18 protein-coding genes are annotated in these 23,413 nt (G+C 67.5%); 8 read left to right on the forward strand and 10 right to left on the reverse strand.

The features are described from left to right. Positions 1-7: 7 nt before the first annotated feature. Positions 8-817 carry a TRM11 family SAM-dependent methyltransferase gene (locus Poly30_RS20890; RefSeq protein ID WP_145201863.1) on the reverse strand — a complete coding sequence of 270 codons (810 nt, stop codon included), beginning with the start codon at positions 815-817 and terminating at the stop codon, positions 8-10. Between the two features lie 58 nt (positions 818-875). On the opposite strand from Poly30_RS20890, the gene Poly30_RS20895 reads away from it, so the two are divergent. Next, entirely contained in the window at positions 876-1,589 is a 714-nt protein-coding gene (locus Poly30_RS20895; RefSeq protein WP_419190442.1) for an alpha/beta family hydrolase, read from the forward strand. 10 nt (positions 1,590-1,599) lie between these two features. On the opposite strand, the gene Poly30_RS20900 is transcribed toward Poly30_RS20895, so the two are convergent. Further along, the gene (locus tag Poly30_RS20900) at positions 1,600-1,950 is read right to left on the reverse strand and encodes an ArsR/SmtB family transcription factor (protein WP_145201867.1); all 351 of its coding nucleotides are present in this window, start codon (positions 1,948-1,950) and stop codon (positions 1,600-1,602) included. 106 nt (positions 1,951-2,056) lie between these two features. Here Poly30_RS20900 and Poly30_RS28750 point away from each other — a divergent pair, with 106 nt between their 5' ends. Genes Poly30_RS28750 through Poly30_RS20915 form a run of 4 tightly spaced genes read left to right on the forward strand, consistent with a single transcriptional unit; the run spans position 2,057 to position 5,854 of the window. Next, on the forward strand, positions 2,057-3,289 hold the full coding sequence (locus Poly30_RS28750) for a hypothetical protein (RefSeq protein WP_419190443.1): 1,233 nt from the start codon (positions 2,057-2,059) through the stop codon (positions 3,287-3,289). Beyond that, the gene (locus Poly30_RS20905) at positions 3,286-4,299 is read left to right on the forward strand and encodes a metal ABC transporter substrate-binding protein (RefSeq protein ID WP_419190444.1); all 1,014 of its coding nucleotides are present in this window, start codon (positions 3,286-3,288) and stop codon (positions 4,297-4,299) included. Before Poly30_RS28750 ends, Poly30_RS20905 begins: the two co-directional genes overlap by 4 nt. Continuing rightward, a complete protein-coding gene (locus tag Poly30_RS20910) occupies positions 4,296-4,937 on the forward strand; it encodes a metal ABC transporter ATP-binding protein (protein WP_145201873.1) in 642 nt (213 codons plus the stop codon). The genes Poly30_RS20905 and Poly30_RS20910 overlap by 4 nt, the downstream gene beginning before the upstream one ends. Further along, entirely contained in the window at positions 4,928-5,854 is a 927-nt protein-coding gene (locus Poly30_RS20915) for a metal ABC transporter permease (protein ID WP_145201876.1), read from the forward strand. The genes Poly30_RS20910 and Poly30_RS20915 overlap by 10 nt, the downstream gene beginning before the upstream one ends. A gap of 505 nt (positions 5,855-6,359) precedes the next feature. Here Poly30_RS20915 and Poly30_RS20920 read toward each other — a convergent pair. Further along, on the reverse strand, positions 6,360-8,027 hold the full coding sequence (locus Poly30_RS20920; RefSeq protein ID WP_145201879.1) for a hypothetical protein: 1,668 nt from the start codon (positions 8,025-8,027) through the stop codon (positions 6,360-6,362). Positions 8,028-8,261: 234 nt separating this feature from the next. On the opposite strand from Poly30_RS20920, the gene Poly30_RS20925 reads away from it, so the two are divergent. Then, complete coding sequence (locus Poly30_RS20925) at positions 8,262-9,392, forward strand: hypothetical protein (RefSeq protein WP_145201882.1); 1,131 nt, start codon at positions 8,262-8,264, stop codon at positions 9,390-9,392. A 4-nt stretch (positions 9,393-9,396) separates the two neighbouring features. On the opposite strand, the gene Poly30_RS20930 is transcribed toward Poly30_RS20925, so the two are convergent. From Poly30_RS20930 to Poly30_RS20945, 4 genes are all read right to left on the reverse strand, one after another. After that, complete coding sequence (locus tag Poly30_RS20930) at positions 9,397-11,337, reverse strand: M3 family metallopeptidase (protein ID WP_145201885.1); 1,941 nt, start codon at positions 11,335-11,337, stop codon at positions 9,397-9,399. Between the two features lie 59 nt (positions 11,338-11,396). Further along, positions 11,397-12,701 (reverse strand): inositol-3-phosphate synthase, encoded by a 1,305-nt coding sequence (locus Poly30_RS20935; protein WP_145201887.1) that lies wholly within the window; start codon positions 12,699-12,701, stop codon positions 11,397-11,399. 149 nt (positions 12,702-12,850) lie between these two features. Further along, entirely contained in the window at positions 12,851-14,224 is a 1,374-nt protein-coding gene (locus Poly30_RS20940) for a hypothetical protein (RefSeq protein WP_145201890.1), read from the reverse strand. Between the two features lie 11 nt (positions 14,225-14,235). Continuing rightward, on the reverse strand, positions 14,236-15,243 hold the full coding sequence (locus tag Poly30_RS20945; protein WP_145201893.1) for a YdjY domain-containing protein: 1,008 nt from the start codon (positions 15,241-15,243) through the stop codon (positions 14,236-14,238). Positions 15,244-15,325: 82 nt separating this feature from the next. On the opposite strand from Poly30_RS20945, the gene cls reads away from it, so the two are divergent. Next, complete coding sequence (cls, locus tag Poly30_RS20950) at positions 15,326-16,756, forward strand: cardiolipin synthase (RefSeq protein ID WP_145201896.1); 1,431 nt, start codon at positions 15,326-15,328, stop codon at positions 16,754-16,756. Between the two features lie 13 nt (positions 16,757-16,769). Next, positions 16,770-17,459 carry a hypothetical protein gene (locus tag Poly30_RS20955; RefSeq protein WP_419190445.1) on the forward strand — a complete coding sequence of 230 codons (690 nt, stop codon included), beginning with the start codon at positions 16,770-16,772 and terminating at the stop codon, positions 17,457-17,459. A gap of 105 nt (positions 17,460-17,564) precedes the next feature. On the opposite strand, the gene Poly30_RS20960 is transcribed toward Poly30_RS20955, so the two are convergent. The 3 genes from Poly30_RS20960 to Poly30_RS20970 all read right to left on the reverse strand — a co-directional run bounded on the left by Poly30_RS20960 (position 17,565) and on the right by Poly30_RS20970 (position 23,264). Further along, positions 17,565-20,000 carry a S8 family serine peptidase gene (locus Poly30_RS20960; protein WP_419190446.1) on the reverse strand — a complete coding sequence of 812 codons (2,436 nt, stop codon included), beginning with the start codon at positions 19,998-20,000 and terminating at the stop codon, positions 17,565-17,567. Between the two features lie 172 nt (positions 20,001-20,172). After that, the gene (locus Poly30_RS20965) at positions 20,173-21,519 is read right to left on the reverse strand and encodes a tetratricopeptide repeat protein (RefSeq protein ID WP_145201901.1); all 1,347 of its coding nucleotides are present in this window, start codon (positions 21,517-21,519) and stop codon (positions 20,173-20,175) included. Further along, a complete protein-coding gene (locus Poly30_RS20970) occupies positions 21,516-23,264 on the reverse strand; it encodes a CRTAC1 family protein (protein WP_145201904.1) in 1,749 nt (582 codons plus the stop codon). The genes Poly30_RS20965 and Poly30_RS20970 overlap by 4 nt, the downstream gene beginning before the upstream one ends. Positions 23,265-23,413: the final 149 nt, after the last annotated feature.

Genomic DNA, 23,413 nt, shown 5'->3' on the forward strand with positions numbered 1-23,413 from the left:
GGGCGGATCAGCGCTCCTTCTTCGCGATGATCAGGTGCTGGAAGCCGCGCAGGTAGAAGTTGCCTTCCGCCGCCGCCGTGTGGAACGCGGGCTTCTCCAGCTTGCGATTCCCGCGCACGACGGCGATGTGATCGACGATGCGAAAGCGCTGGCGGAGCTGCTCTGCCAGGCGCGCGCCGATGGGCACGAAGCCCTTCTTCTTCTCGAAGGAGTCGCTGACGTAGAGCGCGAAGTAGCGGCGGTCGCGCAGCACGCGATCGGCCTCGGCGAACGTCTGCTCCATCGCCTCGAAGTAGCCGTCGTCGAAGGCCGAGAGCTTGCCGATGCAACGGGGGTCCTCGGAGTAGTCGATGTGCGTCGAGTAGGGCGGATCCATGAAGACGAAGTCCGCCTTCTGGTCCTCCAGCGGCAGCTCGCGCGCGTCCGCCTTGAAGATGTCCTCGCGCATCGGACGCAGGTCGTAGCCGAGGGCGCGGCGCTTCTGGTCGCGGGCGACGTCCAGGGTTGTACCGCCGCCGCAAAAGGGATCGACGACGAGGTCGCCCTCGCGCGTGTAGCGCTCCAGGAGGTTCCAGATCACCCATGCGGGCGTGCGGCCCTCGTAGCCCGGAAGGCCCATGGGCTGGTCGGAGTACTGCTGGGACGGGTAGTACCAGAGGGTGGTCGTCTGCAGCTTGAGGGCGGGCTTCTGGGGGCGGCCGTAGGCGCCACGCGCAGGTCCCCCCCCACCACGCGCTGACCCGCGCGCTGGCCCGCCGCCTGGGCGCGCGCCCGGACGGCGCCTGCTTCCGCCCGTTCTGTCTTCCTGATCGCTCATTCGACCGGAAGCATAGCCGGAACGGGATTCGGGCAGGCGTGCGCGCTATGGTCTCGGCGTGGCGAAACGTGAAGAGCTAAAAATCGTGGTCCCCCACCAGGGCGTCGAACACGTCGCGGCGCGCCTCGACCTCCCCGGCGGGGATCCGGTCGGCGTGTACGTCATGGCCCACGGTGCGGGCGCGCCGATGACCTCCGACTTCATGGAGGCCGCCGCTCCGCGCATCGCCGACGCCGCGGCACTCGCGGTCGTGCGCTTCAACTACGCCTACGCCGAGAAGATGTCGCGCACGAGCTCCCGCCTGCCCCCTGAGCCGCGCCGTGCCCTGGAGGTGATCCATCGGACCGTTCTCCAGTGGACGCGGGATCGCTTCCCCCACCTTCCGCTCGTGGGCGGCGGCAAATCGCTGGGCGGGCGGATCGCGAGCCTCATGGCCGCGGAGGCCGAGCCCATGGACGGTCTCGTGTTCCTGGGCTATCCGCTGCATCCGCCCGGTAAGCCCGAGAAGCTGCGGACGGAGCATTTCCCGAAGCTGGACCTGCCGATGCTGTTCCTCCAGGGCGACCGGGACGCGCTCGCGGACCTCGATCTCTTGCGCCCTGCCCTGGAGGCGCTGCCTCGGAAGGCCGCGCTGCACGTCGTCGCGGGCGGCGACCACAGCTTTTCGGTACTGAAGCGCTCGGGCCGTACCCCCGAGGAAGTGCTCGACGAGATCGCGTCCGCCGTGGCTGACTGGAGCGCGAAGTCGCTCCCCGGGCGCTCGCAGGCCTGAGACAGGCCCGCTATTCCATCGCGTGGTCGAGCGCGTCCCGCACGAGCCGGGCCACGTGATCGTCCGTGAGCCTGAAGTACACGTGACGCCCGTCGCGGCGCCGCCGCACGAGTTCCGCGCCCTCCAGTAGCTTCATGCGGTGCGAGACCGTCGAGAGCGGCTCGTCCAGGGTGGCCGCGATCTCCGACCCGCAGGCCTCGCCTCGACCGAGCAACTCCAGCGTGCGAAGCCGCTGCTCGTCCCCGAGCGCCTTGAAGAGCTGTACCGCCCCCCGGAAGGCTCGATCCGGCAGCGCCGACCCGGGCCGCGCGGCGTGCTCGTGGGGCGTCCAGGGTTCGTCGTCGCTGTGATCGTGGGCCATGCGTTCATTGTCGGGACGCGGGCTCCAGGGGGGAAGCGAAACCCACACTTGCACGGTTGTCGAAGCGTCCAAGCAGGGCCCTGGGCCGAAAGGGAGACTTCTGCCCATGCAACCCACTCCTCCACGGATCAAGCGACCTCTTCCGGCCATCCTCGCCGCCGGTGCGGCCACCGTCGTCGGCTCCACGACCGCCTTCGCCCAGGGCGCAACCTTCCAGACCCCCGGCATGCCGATCTGGGCCGCGTCCGGCCAGATCGACCGCTTCTCCAACGACTTCAATCCCGCGATCGGTGCACTGCTCGACGGATTCGGCGACTACATCGTGACCGATGACGACGAGGCCGAAGGACTCGACCTCTACCTGCGTAGCTTCGAGATGACCGTCAACGGGCGGGTCGATCCGAACTGGTGGGGCTACGCGGTGATCGTGTACGCGGACGAGGAAGTCACGCTGGAGGAAGCGGCCGTGACGTACTCCGGTTTCGAGGACAACACGACGCTCCGCTTCGGACGCTTCTTCGTCGACTTCGGCAAGCAGATGCAGGCCCACCTCCACGACCTGCCTTACCCGGATCGTCCGGGCGTGCTCGCGGAGTACCTCGGCGAGGAACTTCCCGGCATCGGTATGCAGGCCGATCACTGGTGGGCCACCGGCGAGTCGTCGGCGCTGCGTGCCTCGCTCGGCCTCTTCAGTCAGTTCGAACTCGGCGGCCACGGCCACGGAGACGAAGGCGAACTCTCCGACGAACCGACCGTGGGCCAGCCGGAACGCAAGGAGGCGAGCGAGCTCGGACTCACGGCTCGCATGACGCAATTCATGGATGTCGGCAAGACCGGCGTCTTCCAGTGGGGCGCCTCCGCGCGCCACATCGGTTCGTACTCGTTCGAGGACGAGACGAGCGGCGGGGCCATCGAGGACCTTTCCACGACCACCTACGGCGTCGACGCGACCTACGGCTTCGACTCGAACGATGGCCTGTCTGGATGGACCTTCGGCGCGGAGTATCTCGTGGCCACGGGGGAACTGGGCGCCGAGTTCGACGCAGGGACGGGCGTGGCAACCGTCCTCGACGATACGAAGAGCGGCTACTACGTCTGGGCCGAGCACCGCGCGGATATCCAGAACACGTATGGCCTCCTGGTCAGTTCCTTCGAGCATCTGGAGGATCCCACGGAGGAACTTCAGCTCACCGCATACTACACACGCTACTTCTCCGAGTTCGCGCGACTGCGCTTTGCCGTGAGCCACGCGGACATCGAGGACGCCGAGGACTCCACGCGCTTCCTCGTCCAGCTGACGACCTTCTTCGGACCGCACGCCCACGGGGTGAACTGGTGATACGACTCTTCCACTGCTTTCTCTTCGTCTTCGCTGCCGCATCGTTCGTTCCTGCGTCCTTCGCCCAGGGAACGATGGAAGCTCAGCCGCGTGACGAGAAGCTCCGCGTCGTCGCGACGTTGCCCGATCTCGCCGACCTCGCGCGCGCGATCGGCGGTGAGCGAATCGAGGTCGAAACGCTCGCCCGGCCGGGTCAGAACCTGCACGCGGTGCGCGTCAAACCCTCGCACCTCGTCGCGCTCTCGAAGGCGGACCTCTTCCTCCAGGTCGGACTGAGCCTGGAGCACGCGTGGGTTCCAGGCCTGATTCAGACGGCGCGCAATCGCGAGGTTCTACCGGGCACGGACGGCTTCGTCAGCGCCGGCGAGGGCTTCACGATGATCGAGGTTCCCGTCACCCTGGATCGCGGCCAGGCCGTGGACGTGCACCCGCTCGGGAATCCGCACGTGAATCTCTCGATGAACGGTGGACTGCACATGGCCGAGCGCGTGCGCGACGGATTGATCCGCGTCGACCCCGAAGGCGAGACGGTCTATCGCGCGGGCTTCGAGACCTGGAAGAGGCGCCAGGACGAGGCTCGCTTGCGCTGGAGCAAGATCGCCGAGGCGATCGCGGCGCAGCACCGGGAAGCCTGCCTCTACCACCGCGAGTTCGACTACCTGCTCGGGGAACTCGGGCTTCCGATCGCGGCGTTCCTGGAGCCGCGCCCGGGCCTTCCGCCGACGCCTTCCCATCTCGCCGACGTGATCGAGACGGTGAAGACCGACCGGATTCCGGTGGTCCTCACGGCGCCGTGGTCCAACAACAAGAACTGCGCCCACGTCGCCCGTGCGACGGGAGCCAGCGTGCTGGAGCTGCCCGTGATGGTCGGCGGAGGCGAAGGACAGATGACCTGGATCGACATGATGGACCGCTCGATCCGGCTGATCGCGGAGGCGTACGGCGTCGACGTCGAGGCCGCCTTGGCAGAGCCTGTGGGCGCCGACAAGCAGCGAGCCAGCCGGCCTTGAGTCGGGCCCTCCACCTGGCGCTCGCCATGCGCGGCGTGTCGCTCGGCTACGGCGACCGGACCGTGCTCTCGGGGATCGACCTTGAGCTGGAGCGGGGTGCTTTCGCCACGGTCACCGGTCCGTCGGGCAGCGGCAAGTCGACGTTCCTGCGCGCGGCCGCAGGGCTCCTGCCCGCGGAGTCGGGTGCGATCGAACGCTCTTTCCAGCGCGTGGGCTGGGTGCCACAGGCTGAATCGCTCGGCCTCCTGCATCCGGTCAGTGCGCTCGAAGTGGCGAGCGCGGGCTCGGCGCGCCGCGGCCGCGCGGCGCGCACCGAGGCCGAAGCGGCGCTCGAAGCCCTCGGTCTCGCGGGGCGCGGCGCCAGCCGCTTCGTCGAACTCTCGGGCGGCCAGCGTCAGCGCGTCCTCGTCGCGCGCGCGCTCGTTCAGGGCGCGGAGCTGCTCATCTTCGACGAACCCACGAGCGCCCTCGACGACGCTTCGAGCGTGCTCGTCCGCGAAGCGGTCGCCCGACGTGCACGTGAAGGCGCCACGATCCTCTACGCGACGCACCAGCCCGGAGAACTCCACGGGCTCGAAACCCATCGGATCACCACGGGCGGTGGCGGCATCCAGTGTGAGGTCCTGGCGTGGACCTGAGCACGTTCGTCCAGCTCTTCACCTGGCCGCTCATCGCGCTCGGCCTGGTCGCGCTGACCGCGCCGGTCGTCGGCGCCTTCCTCGTCGCCCGCGGGACGGCGTTCCACGGGATCGCGCTTCCCCAGGTGGCGGCCTTCGGCGTGGCCGTCGGCTTTGCACTGCTTCCGTTCGTTCAGGACCTTCCGTGGACCGTCGCGGGCGACGGGCATTCCCACGGCTCGGCGGAGCCGTCGCGGGGCTACCTGGCGCTCTGCGCGGCCGTGTTCGTCGTCGCTGCGCTCGGGCTCTTCGAGACCCGGCGCGGTCGCGGCGGCCGGGGCGATCAGGGCGCGACCGTCGCCGCAACGTTCGCGATCGCCAGCGGCGGCACCGCGCTCGCCGCGCAGCTCTCTCCTCTCGGAGGCATCCACGTCGGCGCTCTCCTCGGAGGCGAAACGCTCAGCACCGGACCGTTCGACGCGGCCGTCCTCGGCGGGGTCGCGTTACTCGTGCTCGCCGCGACGATCGCTGGCTGGCGTCCCATCACCCTGGCGGGGCTGGACCCCGAGTACGCGCGCGCCGCAGGAAAGCGGCCGCGGCTGGCGGACCTCACGCTCCACGCCATGACGGCCGTGCTCGTGATCGCGGGCTCTCTCACGGTGGGCGCGCTCCCGATGTTCGCGCTGCTCGTGATCCCGGCGATGGTGGTCCGAGACCGTTCGGCCTCGATGGCGCGCTTCCTCGTCGCGGCGCCGGCGCTCGGTCTGGCGAGCGCTTCGGTAGGGGCAGGTCTGGCGTTCCGGTTCGATCTGTCGATGGACGCCTCGGTGGTCGCTGGCTGCGTGCTAGCCGGCGGTGGAGCTGGCCTGGGAGGTGCGCTGCTTGCAGTTCGCCGCCGCGCACGGTCCAGCGTCTCGAACTCCAGCGCTTCGGACTGACGCCGGCTCGATCACGCTCACGGGAATCGCCTCCGCCGCCACCGGGGTCTCGGCGTCGAGAATCATCTCGGGAGTGACCTCAGGCGAGCAGCAGACAGACTCCAGCGGGACCAAAGTCGCGCGGTCCCCCACGCTCGTCCTCGCGGTGCTGACGAGGAAAGCCGAAACCGTCAGCGCCGTCCCGAGGAGCACCCCGGCCACGGCCAGAAGCAGGCCCGCGTTGACCTCCCCCATCCGGGAACCTTCATGGGAGGAGCCTTCGCTCGGAGACGCAGATCCTGAACGGGTGAAATGCTGCATGGGAATGATGAGGGAGGGGCCCCGTGGAGCCGGCGGCGAGAAGGCGTGCGTGGGAAGAGACCGTCACGCCTCATTCTTTCTTTCGCTAAACACGGCCTCAGATTGCCCGCATTCAACGATTTGCGCATCAGGACTTTTCCTATCAACGACTTAGGACCGGACGCCTGCGACCGATGGGGACGCGGGGCTCCTATCTCTCGACGCTTCACCGGTAACGCCCCCTCAGGTCCAAGACCGACTTTCCGCGCTGACGAAGCGTGAGCTTACCTTTCTCGAACGAGAGCTCCTGGATCGGAGGCTGGCGGTAGTGGGACTCGACGGTGAGACCCCCCATGCCCTGCTTTGCCAGGGAGACCTCCATGGCTCGCGCCATGAGCGTTTCTGCCTTCCGCGCGTACTCCGCGGTCCCTTCTTCGGTAAACTCCAGGAGGAGAGGCCCATCACCTCCCAGAAGCGCGGCCCAGGTCCCGCCGCCCACGAAGCGCATGTCCCCGCCCGCGCGAGCGACCTCCACGTAACCATCTTTGTCCGCGAACGAGAGGACCTGGGTCAGCCTGACGCCCCCGTCGATTTCCTGGAGAAAGACCCGCGTGAATTCGCCCGCGTCGCGATCGGGCAGGTCCCGGCTGGTCTGGGTCCGCTGAACGCGAGGCATCCCGGAGATCTTGCCCTCCACCTGCTCGACGCTGCGGATCTTCGTGAGTTCATACGTGAGGAGCCCGGGGAGCACGGCATCGACCTCGGGCCATTCCATGGGCTCGTAAACCTCCATGGAGTCGACCACCGTCAGGGTCAGGTCAACGCGTTCGGATGACCTGCGGCCCGGATCGGGCTTTCCAGCGTCGCCGGGTTTCAGGTTCTTGACCGCATCGGTCGCCGTCTTGACGTTCGGGATCTGCCCGGCGGCTTCCAGGGCGAGGTCGCCAGGTGACGGAAGTTCGAGGGTTCGACCGGTCGCTGGAGGGAGGTCCGAAGCGGCCTTTCCTGCGCCCCGAGCGGCAGACGCCACCTCGTCCGCGGACCGGGCCACGCCGCGGGCGACGTTGTCCGCGGCGGGCGCCACGGATTTCCCCAGCCGCGCGCCCGCGATGCCAAGGATGATCAGGACACCCGCGATCTTGCTCCACGGGATCTGCCAGCCAAGGCGCGGCCTCACCTGCGTGACGGAAGCTGGCGCGGTCGCCTTGGCGCCCGTATCCGTGGGTGCACCGCCGGAGCGTGCTCGCCGCTCTGCCTGGTAGCGCTCCATCCTGCGCCGCGTCTGCTCCAGCGCTTCGCGACGATCGCGTCGCCACGACCGGAAGAGCTTGACCCCGAGCGCCAGGAAGAAGAGTGCGGCGATGCCATAGACGATACCCTCGAAGCGACTGATGGACGCGACCGTGCCGTCCAAGAGGACCATCTCCGCCCCGTTCATGAGGCCCGTGATGCGCGCGATTCTCGACGAGGGCTTCAGCGACCTCACGCGCCGAACGCCCTCGAGCACGTAGGGGATCGCGCGCGGTTCCGAAGTTCCAGCCGGAGGCCGCGCGAACGCCTCGACGGGGAGGGACGCCCCTTGGACGGTCGCCACCACCGGAAGCCCTGGTCCAGAGAAGGCGAACTGGCCCTCTGCGACGGTTCGATCGGCCGTTTCGCGGTCGACGAACGGGAACACGTAGTCCTTACCGTCTCGAATCTGTTTGGGAGAGCCGAGTCGGATCAAGAACCCTTCGACGCGCACGCGGGATTCTGGGCCTCCGTCCGGAGCAGCAAGGGCCTGCAAGGTGGTGGGGACGAACTCCGCAGAACCGGTCCTCAGGCCGACGATCGAGAGCAATCCCGTGGTGGGAAGGAACAGAAAGAAGATCAGCAGGCAGAAGAACGGTTTCACGGCGGACATTCAGGGGTTCGCGGCGGGAGCGGGCGGCTCGGAGCGGAGGGAAGACACCCGGTTCAGGGCGAGACAGAGAGTAGGTGCTCCTTCGCTCGGAGGAAATTCAGACCGAAGCAGAGATTCTCACGATTCGCTCGTCTCAGGCCGCAACCCGCATGCCACCCGATCGTGGATCCCTGGGAGGCGGCACTTCGCAGCCTCGACGACGGATCTTGAACACAGGAGAGGCACGTGCAGGGAAGCGGCCCCAATCACAAGGCGAACGCGGATGATTCGGAACGGGAGGTCCTCCTCGACGACTGCGTGCTGGATCTAGAGATCGACCTCGAAGAGGCCGGCGTGCTGGCGCTCTTCGAGCGTCCGACGATGATCTCGATGCAGCTACCCGACCGGTCTCACCCGGTCGCATGCACCTTCTTCCCTGGTACAGGGGGCCCCGGGGGAATCACGCTCGATCTGCAGATCGGAGGGCTCAGCTCCAGGGCCTTCGCCGTGCTGGGTCGAACGACGATGGCGGAGGCCGATATCGTCGGGACGACGCTGACGCTGACGCCGCCGCCGGACTTCGAAGAGTTCGAAAAGGATGAGTGCTGTGCGATCTGCGCCGCGGAGAGCTTCCATCCGGATGATGGCTGGGTGCAGACGAAATGGCGCACCGAGTCCATGGGACGTCACCCGGGCAAGGCCCCGCACCAGCCGGACGCCGAGGAACTGCAAACCCTGGCCTTCGCGTTCCACGGGATCCTGACGGCGTTCAACGCGTCGGAACTCTCGCCGACCGACCTCTCCCGTCGGGACGAGGGTATCCTGGAGATCCGCGTTGAAGGCTCGATCGATGCGCTGATCGCCGGGAAGGACCTCGACGTTTCCTGGGAGCGCGTGCCCTTCGAACCCATTCGCATGGCGCCGTTCCCTGCAGCGCGCCTCGATCGCGAACTCCGCCGTCGTCCGCTCCGTAAGAAGCGGACCTGGATCCTGCACCTCCGTCCGACGTGCGTTTCGATGATGGATACGCGCGACACGATCCAAATGCTCCTCGTGATGGATGCCGGCGCGGGCGACATCCTCCACCATGAACCCTGTCTCAACGGAACGGCAGACTCCATCGGCCGCGCCATGGAGAAGCTTCTTCGGGAGATCGGCTATCGGCCCGGCTCGGCCATCACGACCTCCCCTCGACTGGACGAGATCCTCGGTGACGGGCTCGAGAGCCTAGGCATCCACTACGTGAAGGGCCGACGGCTCAAGGCGTCGGACCCGAGGATCCGTGCCGTCGAGCACTTCATGCAAGAGGCCGAGTCCACCGTTCTGGCGCAGATGGCGGCCGACCCGAACATCCCCTTCCAGGATCCGACGAAATGATCCCTCAGGCCTTGAGCCAGCTTTCCCAGGCTGCGAAGCCAGCCTCGCGCCCAAGGAAGGACTTCACCATCTCGGAGGCGTCCTCGGCACCGCCTTGCGCCAGCACCTCGTCGCGGTACCGGCGCGCGGTCGTGGTGTCCATGAGGTCGCCTTCGAACTGGCCGAAGAAGTCCTTCGAGATCACGAGCGACCACATGTAGGTGTAGTAGTTCGCGGAGTAGCCGTGCAGGTGGCCGAAGGCCGCATGCATGGCCGTGCCGGGGACCTTCTCGTAGAGCGTGAGCTCCCGCTGCATGTCCCCCATCAGCTCGCCTGGCTCGACGCCCGCGGGATCACGGTCGTAGAGCGTCAGCGAGAAGAGCGCATAGAGCATCTGGCCATTGACGCCGAGTCCCTTTCCGTACTCCTCGGCCGCGCGCAGGCGCTCGACGAGCTCCGTGGGAATCGGCTCGCCCGTCTCGTGATGGGTGGCGAACTTCTGGAGGACGCTCGCGCTCCAGGCCCACTCCTCGTAGAGCTGCGAGGGCACCTCGACGAAGTCCCACTCGCACGCGATCCCCGCGAACCCGTTGAAGGTGCTCACGGCGAACAGGTGGTGCAGCAGGTGCCCGAACTCATGGAAGAACGTGGTGACCTGATCGTGCAAAAGCAGCGCAGGATCACCGGGCTTCGGCTCGGGGAAGTTGCAGACGAGGGCCGCCTCGGGTAGCTGACGCCGCTCCCCCTCGAGGCCAGCGTAGAGCTGGAACATCGCCGCGTGCTTGAACTTTGCGTCGCGCGGAAACATGTCGAGGTAGAACCGCGCCGTGCGCTTGCTGTTCTCGAAGACGTCGTAGCATTCGACCGACTCATGCCAGAAGTGAACGTCCCCTTGCTCGTCGCTCGCTAGCCGGATCTCGACGCCGAAGAGCGCCTCGGTGGTGCGCAGAATGCCCTCCTTGACGCTCGTGTAGGCGAAGTAAGGGCGCACTGACTGGGAGTCGAAGCTGTGCTTCTTCCGCTTGACGCGCTCCATGAGAAAGCGCGATTGCCAGGGGCGGACCCTCTCGGCGCCGGGGTCCAGCGTCCGCAGCTCTTCCAGAAGTTCGTCGTACTCGGCCCGCGCCACGGGTCTCGCCAGGTCAGTGACCTTCATCGCGAACTCGCGGGCCGCCTCGGCCGAGCCGATCATCTTGTCCTCGCAGCTGAACTGAGCCCAGTGCTCGAAGCCGAGCGTTTGGGCGAGTTCGTGCCGCTCGGCGAGCAGCTGCTTCAGGACCGGATCGTTCTCGGGGAACGCCCGCGTGTGGTACACCATGAAGAAGTCATGGCGGGTCTCGTCGCGCTCGGCGTAGAGGAGCACCGGCAGGAAGTCGGTGGGATCCGTCGAGAGCGTGACGGAGCCATCCGCATCTTCTGGGTGCGCGTCGAGGAAATCCTGGGGCAGCCCGACGAGGTCGGCGTGCCCGCCCTCCAGCCGAAGCTTCTTGCCACCGGTCATGATGTTGCGGTCGAACAACTGTCCGGTCTGAACGAGCTTCTCCTGTAGGGCGCGGATCTTCTCGCGGGTCGCATCGTCCTTGTCCACGCCGCCGCGGCGGTAGTCGCGCAGCGTGTGCTCCACGAAGCGCTGGACCTCGGGCGTCATCGGCTGCGAGAGATCGAGCCGACTGAAGGGCTCGTAGGCCGACCGATCGAGGCTCAACTCCGTCGTAAAGGCGGACATGCGCTGGATCGCGCTCTCCGCCGCAGTGCGAACGCCCTCGTCCGGGTGTACGGCCGAGAGAATCTCGGCGAGACCCGTGACGGCCCCGACCTCCACGCCGATGGCGTCGAAGGTCCGCGCGACGGTCTCGGCCGTCGCGTCCGTCGGCAGACCGCGCAGGGTCTCGAGGTGTGTTTTCGCCGCCGCCAGATGCCGGTCGACGAGCGCGGAGAAGGAGTCAGCGGTGTGCTTGATGGTCATGGCCGTGCGGTAAGGAGAACCGTGCGAGGAGGAGAGCCGTGCGGGGATTCCGTTCGTGGCTACCGGGCGGTGTGCTTCTGGGCGTAGGCGTAGAGCGCTTCCATCTGGCGATGAAAATCGTGCTCACGGCTCTGAAGCGGCGACTTGAAGTAGCAGCCGAGGTGCGTGAGCGCTCCGCTTTCTCCGGAGCGCGCCGCCAGATCCGCGAAGCGCGCGAGGTCGATCACGAGCGGGGCCGCCAGGGCCGAATCGCAGCCTGACCAGGTGAACTGCATCGACATCTTCGCGCCGAGGAAGCCCTCGAAGTGGATGAAGTCCCAGGCGGTCTTCCAGTCGCCGAGGGACGGCACGTAGTCGATGGAGACCTGCGTGTGAGGCCCATCTGTCGCGCCGGTGGCGCCTCCGAGAATCGAACGCAGGGCTGCGTCCTTCGACTCGAGCTTGGCCGCCTTGTGGCTCGGGTTTCGCAGGACTTCTCCGTCGCGGTTGCCGAGCATGTTGTAGCCCTGCCACGCCAGCACCTGGAGCGCGCGCGCGCGGAACATCGGCGCAAGCGCCGTCTTCACCAGCGTCTCGCCCGTCTTCCCGTCGTTGCCTGCGATCGGCACGCCGAGCGTCGCCGCCATTTCCATCAGCGCGGGAACGTTCGCGCCGATGCTGGGCGTGAAGTTCACGAAGGGCGATCCTGTGCGAATGGCGGCGTAGGCGTAGAGAAGCGAGGCGGGCTGCGGAACACCGGCGGCCACGGCCTTCTCGAACTCCGGGCCTGAGTTCCAGGCTTCCTGGCGAGCCACGGCGGCCTCCGTGCTCGCGAGGTAGACCACGACCACGCGATCGAGGTCATGCTCCTCTCGGAAGGCGACGAGGTCGGCCTCGATGGCCGCGCTCTGCTCGGCGGGGGCGAGACTTCCCAGCGCGGCAGCCCGGGGATCGAGATCACGGAACCCGGTTTCAGCGACGTCGAGAATGCCAGGTCGGATGGCGGCCTCGAAGCGCGCCGCGTCATCCCGGACCATCGAGACGAGATCAGCGGGAAGAATACCCGCGGCGACCAGCTCGCCCGCCGAGGCCGAGAGGTCCCGGGTGCAGACATCATGGCCCCCCAGCACGAAGTCATCGAGGGAGACGAGGTCCAGCCCGGACAGCGGCGGGTAGGCGCTGGGGAGCCCGACCGACGGGATCAGGTCGTGGCGGATACCAGCGATGCCGTAGGCGACACAGGTCGAAATGGCGCCGCGCGCGCCGACCAGCCAGAGCCCCGTGCGTCCGCGTGAGCCGGGGTCGAGATTCGACGGAGCCTGCCCTGTGGCTGTGGAAGGGGGCCGATCGGAAGAGGCGGGCATCGAAGAGGAGTCGCTGGTCACGTCGGATTGGGTAGCAGTCGCCGGAGTAGGAGGGCGAACATTGTGGACGATGGCCGTCGGAAGATCCGCCAGGGACGGGTAGAAAGCTGCCGTTGCCAGGAGTCTGCGCCCGCGCCGTCGCTCCCCCCCTGGCGTCGGGACGGAACGGTTCACTGGCGGGCGAGCCACGCCCTGACGATCGCGTCGTCGCGACCCGACCACCACGGGCGCACGGGCAGGACCTCCTCGGCCGCCCTCGGGCGCTCCTCCCCCGACTCGAAACGATCCGAAGGCGCCGCCGACTCCCCGGGAAGACCCTCGGAAGGCGGTACCGCTCCCGCGATCTGGCCGGGCAGACCGCTGCCCGCCCCTTCCTCGGAGGGCCTCGCCACGGTGCGTGAGGGCGGCACGGTGCCTGGAGCTGGCTCGATCCCTTCCCCGCGGGGCTCCGCCGCCTGTGACAGCGGAGCATCACCTGGCGGTCCGCTGTCTTCCCACGCCGCCATCGCGGGTTCCCCCACTCCGACTTCGCCCGAAAAGGAGTCAGTCGAGGAGTCAGAAGAGGAGTCCGTCGGCGAACCGCTTCCCCCGCCTTCGGCCTCGCCGGCAACGGCCCCCTGCTGGGCACCTTGACCGGCCAGGCCCTCTGGTCCCGTTGAATCGCCGGGCGTCGGGACATCGGGCGAGCTGGCGTCCATCGCAAGCGCCGCTGCTGCGGCAGACGCCTCGCTCAGGTCGTCTGCGACCTTCGATCCGGAAGGAGCCTCACGCGCGAGCGCTTCCAGTTCGTCGGCGATCTTTCTCATTTCCTGGCGCCAGTCCTCGATCGCGGCGGCTCGCTCCTCGAGGCTGTCGAGAGACTCGTCCGCCGCCTGCTGGGCGGCTTCCCTGGCCTTTTGCTCGACCTCGGCGAGCTCCGCACGCTGCTCCTCGGTCAACGTCTCCGCTCCGGAGTCCGCGATGTCACCGATTTGATCGGCGACGGTGCCCACCTCCACGTTCCGGCGACCCGCAAGCTCACGCCGACCGTCCCTGGACTGAACCGTCTGCACGAGAACGAGAAGCCCGATCAGCGGAAGGACCACGAAGCCGAGCGTGTGAGGCACCGCCGCCTCGATGGCCTGGCCAGGCCGGATGCGCTGGAGCAAGCGCGCTGCGCCGAGCTGGGCGACCGGGGACTCCGGCGTCCGCGCGCAGCTCTCGTGGGCGGCGAGGAATGCGCCCGCCAGATGCAGACGCTGGTCCACTCGCTGGAGAACGTCGCGACTCTCCACCGTTTCGGATCGAACCCAAGCGCCGACCGCGAGCAGCCCCAGCAAGGCCGCAAGCCCCAGGGCTTCGCCGTTCCCGAGACTGGCGCCGCGCTCGATCGCGAGAGCCAGCGCAAGCGCCGCCACCCCGATGCCGCCGCAGATCGCCCGGGCCCACTGCGCCTGACGCGCTCGCCGGAGAACGGAGCGTCCCAGCACCGCCATCGAGCGCACGGCGCGAGACTCCCCTGCCAGCTGGAGCTCGCCAGCCGTTTGCGAAGGAGCTGAACCCAAGCTTCCCCCTGTCAATCCCCTTCTTCCCCGGTCCCCGACGCTGGCCGCGGATCCGCGTCACCAGGCGGGATCAAGGGGACGGCCAGCTCGAACGACTCTGGCACCGCCGCCAGCTGCTCCGTGGAGCCCATCAGCAACATCGGAGCACCGGGCGCCGGAAGGAGCCAGCGATTCGCGACCCAGGAGGTCTGGGACTCGCACTCGGGAAGCGCGGGTGTCAGGAGCGTATCGCCCTGGGGGAAGAAACTCACGCACGCCAGGTTTCCGGTCACGTCAGCGGCAAAGCGCTCTGGCAGTCCGTCCTTGGCGGGCGGCAGCATGCGCGATCCGAGCCATACCCACCCGTGGCGCCTGAGAGTCCGATCCCGTTCGAGGTCGACGATCAGGTCTTCCAGGCGATGGAAGTGCAGCGTCTCCCCGGGGAATTCGCCGGTGACCGGGTTCGGCACCCCCGCGCTCTCGCGCCAGGCGACATAGAGGTAGAGCGGCTTCCCGGAAGGTGGAATCGTGTCGTGGGTCCTCGCGCCAGCGCGCGCCTCCTCGGGGGTCGGCGGGGGATCCTTGGGGACATATTCGACGTTCTTGCCCGCCTCCGTCCCGATGGAGAGGAACGCAGCGCCGAGCACCTGGGCCCCGACCGGGGTGACAAGCAGCGACTCGTGGATGGCTCCGTGGGGATTCACGAGCACGTACTCCAGGTACTCGCTTCGCACCTCCGCCGATACGGGGAAGGCGACGGCGGAAGCCTTGCGGTCCACGTAGATCCCGGCCGCAGCAAAGGCGGTCTCAAGCGCCGCTTCGGCGGTCTCCACCTCGTCTTGAGGTGGCGGCGATTGGCTGTCCCCGATCGAGGAGAGCGTCCCTGGCGACGCGGCAGCCCAGGAAATGGCCATGCCACCGGCCAAGAACGTGCCTGTGAGGGTCACCAGCGCGTTCACTCGAAGAGCCCGTTTTCCCACGCTTCGCCGCTGGATTCCAGTTCTGTCCATGTCCTTCATCTGCCCTAGAACGTAGCTCATTCCAGGCGGTTCATCGAATCCTCCTGCAGAACAGATACGCTTCGCGCGCCACCAGTGCTCTCCCACGGCTCCCCTACCGAACATGCCCGATACCTGGACCCTCGCCGGACTCCTGATCGCCCTGTTCCATGGCGCAGGCTTCCTCACGTCCGTCCATGTCCTGATGACAGGTCGGACGCCCCAGGGAGCCCTGGCATGGATCTTCTTCCTGGTCCTGCTCCCCTACCTGGCAGTCCCTCTGTACTGGGTCTTCGGGCCCAGGCGGTACGACGGTTATATCGACTCCAGGCTGACCAGCCCCACCCCCTTCGACAGCATCGTCGGGGAGCTGCACGAGACGGGTGCCGAGTACATCTGCGATCGCGACGAGGGGCGATCCTCGCTCGTGGCCCTGGAACGAATCGTGCGGCTGCCGTTCACGCACGGCAATGACGTCGAGCTGCTGATCGATGGCGAGGCGACGTTCGCGGCTTTCTTCGACGCCATCGATCGAGCGGAACGCTACGTCGCCGTGCAGTTCTTCATCGTCCACGATGACGGCATCGGACGGGACATGAAGGACGCGCTGATCGAGCGCGCGCGCGCCGGCGTCGAGGTCCTCTTTCTCTTCGACGAGGTAGGGAGTCGCCACCTTCCGGAGCATTACAAGGCGGAGCTCCGGGGCGCGGGCGTCCAGATCAAGCCCTTCTCGACGACGCGCCATGCCAACCGCTTTCAGCTCAACTTCCGCAACCACCGCAAGCTGATCATCGTCGACGGAGAAACGGCCTTCGTCGGCGGCCTCAACTGCGGCGACGAGTACATGGGGCGAGACCCCAAGATGTCGCCATGGCGCGACACGTTCACGCGGGTCCAGGGACCGTCCGTCCAGGCCCTGCAGCTCTCGTTCGTCGAGGACTGGCACTGGGCGACGGACGAGATTCCCGAGTGGAACTGGGAGCCGAAGCCCGCACCGTCCGGAGTCGACTGGAACGCTCTCGTCCTCCCCACAGGCCCCGCGGATACGTTCGAATCCTGCAGCCTCCTGTTCGTCGCGCTCTTTCACTCGGCGGAGACGAGGCTCTGGATTTCCACGCCCTACTTCGTCTTCGACAACCAGGTGCTCTCTGCGCTTCAGCTCGCGGCACTACGCGGCGTGGACGTACGGATCCTCGTGCCCGAGCGCGCGGACTACGAGACCGCGTACTTCGCGGGCTGGTCGTTCCATGACGACGTGCTCGAGAGCGGCTGCCGGATCTTCCGATACAAGGAGGGCTTCCTGCACCAGAAGGCCGTGCTCGTGGACGACGACCTCGCCCTGCTCGGCACGATGAACCTCGACAACCGGTCGATGCGCCTCAACTTCGAAATTGGCATCCTCGTCGAGAACGAGACCTTCGCGAGCCGGGTCGAGGAGATGCTGGAGGAGGACCTCGCCCGTGCCTCCGAAGTGCGCCAGAAGGAACTCGAGGAAGCGGGGTTCTTCTTCCGCCTGAAGGCCCGCCTCGCGCGGCTCTTCGCCCCCATTCTCTGACCGGATCCGGCCATTGCACGACGACCTGACCCTGCGCACCGTCGATTCGTTCGACGCGCTCTTACGGACTCCCTTCGAGGGCGCCTGCAACGCGCTCCGCTGGCGGCGTGAGCTGAAGGGAGACTTCGACGAGGTACTGGCGGCGCTGGACCTCACGGAGGATATCCAGCCCGTCGACGAGGACTGGCTGCGGGACGCCGCACTGAGTCCGAACGGCCGCCTGGCCGCGAGCGTCCTCCTCGAGGACCTTCGCCTGCTTCAAGACGCTGGGCACGAGCCTGAGCTCAATGCCATCGGCGCCTACCCGATGGACCCGGACGAAGAGCTGCCCACGGACGTTTACTCCTTCCATGTCGATAGCGCGACCGCCCCGACGGACACGTTCCTCTGCTGCTACGCGGGCCGCACGAGCGAGGGCCTGCGACGGGCCGACGCGATCCGAACCGTCGACGTACCCGAACTCAGGGCCAGGCTCCTGGCGTCATTCGGAGGCGCCGACGGCGGCTCGTTCGAGGCGTTCCTGAAGGAGACGCACCAGGACCTTCACTTCGTCGAACGCCCGGGCGCACGGCCCTTCTCCTTCGGTCACGGCCAGCTCTGGCGACTGGCCGTTCAGTATCCCGGCGCACCCGTCGAGGCATTCATCCATCGCGCGCCGCGGCACGAGCCAGGCGACGGAAGGCGGCTCCTCCTCATCAGCTGAGCCACCCCGCCATGGAGAGGGCGTCCCCGTCCCTTCACCGCGTGGTGATGGGACGGGGACGCCCTGGGCAGACTCTTCTCCGGGAAGGGACTGCTTCCGCTTCCGCTACTCGAAGATGAGGCAGGCCGCGCTCGAGAAGTTCGACGTCGGGATGGTGATGATGCTGTCGCGGTACCAGTACTGGAAGCAGCGCGTATCACCGATCATCGCGGGCTCCGTCCCGGTCGGAATCGGGATGGCGGTCAGGTCGATGCTGAGCGTGACGCTGCCGGTCGAACCCGAGTTCTGGATGTTCGCCGCGTACCGCCCCATGCTCGGGCTCGCGATGCAGAGGTTGCCCGTGCTACCGCCCGGGTTCGCCACGATGCCGATGTCCTTCGACGTCACGAAGTAGCCGAGCGAGTTGAACGGGAGGTTCTCCACGGAAAGCGTCAGGTCCATGTCCGCCAGCACGGGGCTGCCGTCCATGACCAGCACGGCGGGCACGCCCGTCGAGTTGATCACGCCGCTACAGATCTGCGAGACGAAGCCCGACAGGCCGCCGACGATCGCGAGGCCGAAGTCGGCGTCCACCGCCGGCGTCTCGACGTGGTTGTCCTCGACGACCGAGGTCGCCATGACCTCGATGCTCCACATCCCAGGAGCCGGGTTCTGAACGAAAACGCACTCCAGCGAGTTCACCGTGTCCTCGCTCCCGCCGGTCGTGGACCACACGCCGCTCTCGAGGTTCGAGTTGCCCCAGTAGGATTGCGTGCCGTCCGGGGACGTGACGCGGAGCGAAAGGTTGTTGATCAGCTGAGCACTCGCCGCCGGGTTGCCCGCCGGCTCGTTCCAGTTGAGACAGACCTTGAGGGCCGGCTCGTTGATCCCGACGTTGGCGGTGTAGAAGCTCGACTGGCCCTGGGTCAGCACGTCCGTCTCATCGACCAGGATCGTCTTCGTGCGGTTGTCCCACATGTTCTGAAGGCTCGGAAAGCCCCAGCCCTGATGCTGCCGACGGTTGTTCGAACTCGTGGCGGTGAAGGCGTACTGATTGGCGCTCACGACCTGCAGTGCTTTCAGCGTCGTGAAGTGCGGGCGGTTCTGGTGGGCGGTTCCACCGGGCACGCGCAGTACGTTGCCGAAGGGTCCGATCCCCGGAGCGACCTCATCCGTGAACATCTGGATGGCGAGCACGTTGTGCCCGGCGACGATGGGCGTGGCGCCCGACGTGCCGCCGAAGTTCGCGTACCAGCTCCCGCTGGAGTAGCCGCTGCTGCCCGTCCGGTCCGAAGTGCCCGTCGCATCGTAGTAGGCGCAGAGCGTCGGCTTGATGCGGCCGTCCGAGGCCGGGCCTGTGCTGCCGTTGCCCGCCGACCAGGAATCGTCGTTCGGGTTGCTGTTGTTGAAGTGCTGAACCGCGCCGATCGAGAACACGTTCTTGGCCCATGCCTCGGGGCGCGAGTCCTGGTTGCCCGCGTTCGACTGGCTCTGGGTCCATGCCAGATCGTGATCGAAGACGATGTCGTCGGACTCAGCCGACGTCGCGGTATAGAAGAACGTGCGACCGCCCCCCCACGACGCGGTGGTGTGGCTGACGTTGTGGATGTTGACGAGGTCACTCACGACCTGGTACCTCGAGGTCGACACGCTCGAGTAGTTCGTGAAGAACTTGCCCGCGTCGGGCGCCATCCCGCGAACGGCCGGGTTGCTGGAGCCGTTGCCGAACACGATGCCCGCGGTGCAGTGACCGTGCGACTGGGCTTCACCGCCGCTCCGGACGTTGACCACTCCGCCGGTGAAGTCCGGGTGGCTGGCCTCGACTCCCTCGTAGACGTGCGCGTTCACGCCCGCCCCCGTGTAGCCCGCCTGGGTCTCCACGTAGTTGCCGCCGCCCTGGATACGGGCGTTGTCCATGTCCTCTTCCGGCGCGGTCCAGCGGTCGATCCAGAGGACCTCGTCCATCGCGGCGACCTGGAGGAGCTGCGGACCGGTGAGCGTGACCTCGAGCAACAGGCTACCGACCTGCTCGCTGTCGACGCGGCCACCGACGGCCTCGACCCGGGCCATGAGGCCGGGCTTGTCGGTCCGCTTGTTGGCGACGACGATGTTGTAGCGGACCGGCTGCGGGTCCACGAAAGCCTGCTCGTCGAGGAGTTCCGGCTGAAGGCGATAGGCGGGATGGTATTCACCCACCCAGCGCACCGCGGTGTTTCCGCGCAGGACGCTCGCACCTTCCGGCTGAACCCGAACGAGATAGGCGTTGTCGGGGAGATAGCCGATCAGCTCTCCGCCTGCCGCAGCGATCGCGTCCCGATCCGACTGGGTCGGGGTACTTCCCAGCTGAACGATGACGAGGTTCTGCCCCGCTTTCGCCCGAAGCGCCTGGCTCACCGCAGGGACTTCCCCGAGCGGATCGAACGAGGCGTACCGAAGCCGGATCTGGCTCGATTCAGCCGTGGCGGCAGTGGCTGGCGTGGCCGCTTGCGCGAAAGCCGACGCACCCGGAAGTGAAACCGGAGCGAGGACCGCGAGCGAGAAGGAGAGGAGCGAACCGTTCATGGCGGTCTGGGGCGAGTGGATGGGAGAAGAGAAAAGAGGAGGGCCGATCATAGCCCTCCGTACCGATTCCGACGGGTTCGACTCCCGAGCGGTTCCGTCTCGTCTTCGTCAATCGCCCTCTCCGCCCCAGGGAGTCGCCCCGGAGTCCCCATCTGGTAGCTTCCGGACGGTGCTACCTGATGACCCGCATCAGCGGCTCGATCTCCCGTCGCATCGGATGGGTCGGGGCCCGCCGAACGGCCTCCTCCAGCGCCGCCTCGGCTTCGGCGGCCTGGCCGGCATTCTTCCTCGCGAGGGCCTCCAGGAAGAAAGGATCAGCGGCGCCCGGCGCCGCGAGCTTCCATTCGTCGATCCGAAAGAGAGCCTCGTCCCAGCGCTGCAGCGATCCGAGAGCCGTCACCCAGGCTCGCCACGTCGCCCCATCGAGCGAACCTGATTGCGACGCCCTGGCAAAGTGCGCGATGGCCGCGTCGAACTGTCCGACCTCGGTGTCGAGCTGGCCCATCATGGCGTGGGCATCCGGGTCCTTCGGGTTCGCCTCCAGAAGATCCGCCAGGGCGTCGCGGGCGGCTTTTGACGCTCCCAGGCCGATGCGTGCCTTGGCGAGGAGTAGCCGCGCGACGCGGTTCTCCGGATCGAAGCCGAGCACGCGCTCCATCTCTCGCGCAGCGCCCTGGAAATCACCCGCCCGCAGCTTCCCTTCGCCGCGCTGAAAGTTCGCCGCCGCCGTCGCCGACAGCGAGAGGATCTCCGCGCGAAGCGTGTCGCGGACGGGCACCGTTGCCCTGCCCCCACCCGCCACGGCGGCAGCATGTGACTCGGAGATGCTGGCCGCTTCGTCGCTTCGACCAAGGAGGGTCAGTGCCTGGGCGTAGGCCGTCGCCACGGCAGGGTCCGCCGAGAACGTCGCGAAGAGTGAGTCGAGCGCCTCGCACGCGCGAGCCCAATCGGCCTCGTCCGTTCCCGCGAGCTGCGTTCGCGCGAGTCCGAGTTCGGCGTACGCGTACGCCGGCCAGATGGCCAGCGCCGCGCGGAAGCTCTCGGCGGCTTGCTCGACCTGCCCGGCCGCCAGCAGGTAGTCCCCTTGCCTGACCAGCGCTGGAGCGTAGTCCGGCTGCAGCGCGATCGCGCCCTCGAAGCGCGCCGACACGTCTTCGAACTCACGCGGAAGCAGCGTTCCGAGAAACGCGTGGTCGTAGGCGGCGGGGAAGAGATCGCCGTCGAGTTCCAGCGCTTGCCCGAGGCAGGCCTCTGCCTCCTCCAGGAACATGTGCGCATCCAGCGCAAAGCCGAGATCGGCCCAGGCCCGAGCGTTGCCCGCGTTCGATCGAACCGACGCCATGCGACGATCGATCAGCTCGGCGACGAGCGGCTCGAGCGCAGAGGTATCCAGGCCGGGAATCCTCGCCTCGGGCGACGAAGAGGAGGCGCCTTCACCCGACGGAGGTGCGTCCGCGTCGCCGCACGCGGGCAGTCCGAAGAGCAGCATCCACGCCATCAGCACGAACACGTGTCTCATGGGGTCTCTCCATTGCCTTTCGAAATTCGGTGGACCTTGCCGACCGCCAGCGAGCGGAACGACTCGCGCGCCCCGTCGGTCCAGCGCGCCTCGACGTCCACCGCTCCCACCTCGGCCGGAACGCCGAAGTGCACGCGCGGATCGCGGCTCGACTGATACCCATCCGAGCTGCGAGAGGTCCTGCGGAAGGTCCGATCGCCCGCGTGAATCGTCAGCTCGATCCCGAGAGCCGTCGCCGCGGTCTCCGTGGTGCGCGGATCCAGCAGGATCCAGGTTCCCCCCCTCTCGGCGTCGTTGCGAAGCACCTGGGGTCCGCCTTCGACGCGACTGAAGATGAGATCGATATCGCCATCCCCGTCGATATCACCCGAGACGACGCTTCGATCCACCATCAGTGGCACGGAAACGGAGAGGGCACGAAGCGCATCCGACGAGAACCTCCCCTTGCCGTCGTTGAGCAGCAGCAGGTTCGGCTCCGCCAGCTGCGCCCACGTACCTTCGAGTTCGCAGCCATCGTGAACGTCCCCGACCTGCACGCGACCCTGGGCCACCGCGAGATCGAGATCGCCGTCGAGTTCGAGGTCGAAGGCCGCGATGCCGAACCCCGTTCCCGGTCGTGTCGCCACGCTGAGCCCGGCGGGCGTGGTCCTGTCGCCGAACAAGCCCGACCCGCGCGCGCTGTACAGCGTGTGGGTCTCGCCTCCGAGATGCGTCATGAAGAGATCGCACCTGCCGTCGAGGTCGAGGTCTTCGGCGATGATCCCCATGCTCGCCTCGGCGACACCGTTTCCGTTCAGCGCGATCCCGCGCTGCATCGCCTCGTCGCGCCAGGTTCCGTCGGCCTGCCGAACCCAGAGCTGATTCGCCGCCTGATCGTTGGTGACGTAGAAGTCCGCCCTCCCGTCCCCGGTGATGTCCTCGACGACGACCCCGAGCCCCGGCGCCGGGGCGCGGTCGAGCCCCAGCTCGGAGCTCACGTCCACGAAGCGATCGCCGTCGTTTCGAAGCAGAAGGTCGTGGACGGCAGGCCCGCTGGAAGGCGGACAGTAGGTGCGCCTGCCCGACGAGTCGTGGCACTTGACCCCCGCTCGCTGCTCGATGTAGCGAACCACGAAGAGATCCAGGTCGCCGTCCCCGTCGTGATCCGCGAAGGCCGCCGAGGAAGACCACTCGCGCGAAGCGACGTTCCATGAGTCCGAAACGTCCGAGAAGCGCCCTCGGCCGTCGCCGACGAGCAAAGCGTCTCGACCGAGCTGACTGATGAAGAGGTCGAGCGCGCCGTCGCCGTTCACGTCGCCAACCGCAGCGCCCATGGCATAGCCGCGGAGTTCGCCGAGACCCGCGCCCGCAGAAACGTCCTCGAAGTGCCCGGAGCCGTCGTTGCGGAAGAGGCCGTGCCCTGCGCCCGACTGCGGCGAGTCCGGGTCGAAGGGCCGCTTGGCGCCGGCGAGCAGCAGCAAATCGAGGTCTCCGTCGCCGTCCATGTCGAAGAGAGCCGCGCCGCCGCCCATCACCTCCGACAGAGCCCACTCACCCGTGGCGCCCGCCGCGTGAAAGAAGTCGACCCCGGATACGGCGGTGATGTCCGTGAATGGATCCTTCGGGGGTGGCGTCGGACGCCCAATAAGAGACTCGGCAGGAGGCTCGGTAGGAGGCTCCGCGCTCGGCTGCCCGCAGGAGACGACCACCCCAAGCATGAGGACGGGCGGAGTGAGCGCTCGGAAGACACGGACGGGCTGAATCACGCGGAAGAGGCTAGCAAAGCCAGCGCGGTCGTTCGCTTTCTTCCACCCTCCTCCGTTCAGGTCTTGTTCAGCGCCAGCGGTCAGCGCCAGGTCTCCACCAAAGACCCGCGTTTCCCAGGGCGCCAGCGCGAGGTGCCCCACAGTAGGCT

The organism is Saltatorellus ferox (assembly GCA_007751475.1).
In the GTDB taxonomy this organism is placed as follows: domain Bacteria; phylum Planctomycetota; class UBA1135; order UBA1135.

Excerpts from the sequence above, each read along its gene's own strand:
- Poly30_RS20945 (WP_145201893.1), bottom strand. The coding sequence starts at position 15,243 with ATGAGCTACGTTCTAGGGCAGATGAAGGACATGGACAGAACTGGAATC.
- Poly30_RS20960 (WP_419190446.1), bottom strand. The coding sequence starts at position 20,000 with ATGAACGGTTCGCTCCTCTCCTTCTCGCTCGCGGTCCTCGCTCCGGTT.
- Poly30_RS20930 (WP_145201885.1), bottom strand. The coding sequence starts at position 11,337 with ATGACCATCAAGCACACCGCTGACTCCTTCTCCGCGCTCGTCGACCGG.
- Poly30_RS20965 (WP_145201901.1), bottom strand. The coding sequence starts at position 21,519 with ATGAGACACGTGTTCGTGCTGATGGCGTGGATGCTGCTCTTCGGACTG.
- Poly30_RS20900 (WP_145201867.1), bottom strand. The coding sequence starts at position 1,950 with ATGGCCCACGATCACAGCGACGACGAACCCTGGACGCCCCACGAGCAC.
- Poly30_RS28750 (WP_419190443.1), top strand. The coding sequence starts at position 2,057 with ATGCAACCCACTCCTCCACGGATCAAGCGACCTCTTCCGGCCATCCTC.
- cls (WP_145201896.1), top strand. The coding sequence starts at position 15,326 with ATGCCCGATACCTGGACCCTCGCCGGACTCCTGATCGCCCTGTTCCAT.
- Poly30_RS20890 (WP_145201863.1), bottom strand. The coding sequence starts at position 817 with ATGAGCGATCAGGAAGACAGAACGGGCGGAAGCAGGCGCCGTCCGGGC.